Source organism: Mycobacterium sp. TH-M82, from assembly GCF_057473605.1.
Genome location: NZ_JBYCKY010000491.1, coordinates 1 through 1,946 on the forward strand (window position 1 = coordinate 1; position 1,946 = coordinate 1,946).

The 1,946-nt window shown below is 68.7% G+C and carries 1 protein-coding gene and 1 pseudogene; one reads left to right on the forward strand and one right to left on the reverse strand.

The annotated features are described in order from the left end of the window. Window positions 1–518: 518 nt before the first annotated feature. Window positions 519–1,655: a trehalose-phosphatase gene (gene otsB / locus AC2VON_RS15300; protein WP_486953716.1), complete on the forward strand. Its 1,137-nt coding sequence runs from the start codon at window positions 519–521 to the stop codon at window positions 1,653–1,655. A 17-nt stretch (window positions 1,656–1,672) separates the two neighbouring features. On the opposite strand, the pseudogene AC2VON_RS15305 reads toward otsB, so the two are convergent. Next, window positions 1,673–1,946 (reverse strand): annotated as a pseudogene (locus tag AC2VON_RS15305) (hypothetical protein); the annotation flags it as partial.

Consider the following 1,946-nt stretch of genomic DNA (forward strand, 5'->3'; position numbering starts at 1 on the left):
TGCGAGTAATTGCACGTGGTGGTGACGGCCGGGCTCAGATCGGGATCTGCAGCCGCGGTCCCCACGCCAGCGGTCAACGACAGTGCGAGACCGCCGATCGTAACGGTCAGTCTGGTCCACGACGGTGTGATCATTTATATACCTCTCCATTAATCCGGATTCTTGTTCCTCGCGGATGACACAGCCTTGCAGTTATAGCGAAAACCACTGTGCCGCAGGGAAGAATATCGTTATCGACTCTGCGGGTTCGACGTTGAGACGGTGCTTCCGAGAGCAGCGTAACCCTGGACGTCCCAACCTTGTCGCTAGGGCCAGTGCTCGGCGTGTCATGAGATTTTCGGGGGTATGGCCGTCCTGCGCCAGTCGCCACCAACGCCGGATCCGGTGCGGGTTTTTCCGATCGAATCCGGTCCGGCTGTGGCACCGTGGTCACGGCAAGCGTCGTCGCCCGGCATGGCCCGGCATGGCCCGGCAAGGCCCGGCATGGCCCGGAAAGGCCCGGAAAGGTTGGTCACGAGTTGTCGGTCACGATCGACCCGCGTCGTCACGACACGGTGCTGTTCGATCTCGACGAAGCGGTGCCCGACACCGGCCCGCCGATGGCGCTGGTGGAGAAGCTGCGGCAGGCCCGGGTCCGCACCGCGGCGTTCGCCCCCGAGGCGGCTGACCGGCTGGCGGTGCGGCCCGACCGCAGCGTCGTCGTGGCGAACACCGAAGCCGGCGTCGCCGCCGCACGCGACGCCGGATTCGCCCTGGTCATCGGCATCGACCGGGCCGGGCGAGCAAACCTGCCCCGGCACGGCGCCGACGCGGTGGTGGCCGACCTGGGTGAGGTCGCGGTGCGCACCGGCGACCTGCGGATGTCGGCGCTGCCGAGTGCTGTGACCGCGACGGACGTGATCGCCACCCACCGGCCGGCGGTGTTCTTCGACTTCGACGGGACCCTGTCCGACATCGTCGACGATCCCGACTCGGCCCGGCTGACCGCCGGCGCGGCGGAGGCGCTGCACGCGTTGACGGTGAACTGCCCGGTCGCGGTGCTCAGCGGCCGTGACCTCGCCGACGTGCGCCGGCGGGTCGGCCTGCCGGGCATCTGGTATGCCGGCAGCCACGGCTTCGAGCTGACCGAGCCCGACGGCACCCACCACCAGAACGACGCTGCGGCCGCTGCGGTGCCGGTGCTGGAAGAAGCGGCCGCGCAGCTGCGGGCGGCGCTCTCCGTAATCCCCGGTATCGCGGTGGAACACAAGCGGTTTGGCGTCGCGGTGCACTACCGCAACGCCGCGCGTGACAGGGTCGGCGAGGTGGTTGCCGCAGTCCGCGCTGCCAGCCGGCGCGGTGCGCTACGGGTGACGACGGGCCGCGAAGTCGTCGAGCTGCGCCCGGATGTCAACTGGGACAAGGGCCAAACGCTGCGCTGGATCCTCGGTTGGCTAGCCGGCCCGGTGTTGCCGGTCTACGTCGGCGACGACATCACCGACGAGGACGCGTTCGACGCGGTGACACGCCCCGACCTCAACGGCATCGGGATCGTCGTCCGCCACGGCGACGACGGCGACCGGCCCACCGCCGCCCGGTTCGCGCTGGACAACCCCGAGCAGGTGAGCACGTTCGCCGGGCAGCTGGCACAGCGGATCGGCGGTGGCGGGGCATGAGGTGGTTTGACGTCACCTCAGTGCCGGACGGCCGATCCGTACCGCTGCCGTACCGCTTCACCGCTGGTGCCGAGCTCCCCACCGATGAGTGTCCACGAGCATCCGCCTTCGCGCGCCGCGATGACAGCGGCGCGAACATCAGCTTCGGCCGAGGAACGCGACCGTGCCGCCCGCCGCAGGGCGTGAATCAGTTGCGGGTCTCGTTCGTCTTCGGGACACGGCTCGTATTCTTCGAACTTCTTTGCCAGTTCGTCAGCGTGGGCGATGATCTCTTCTACGGATCGGGGCATG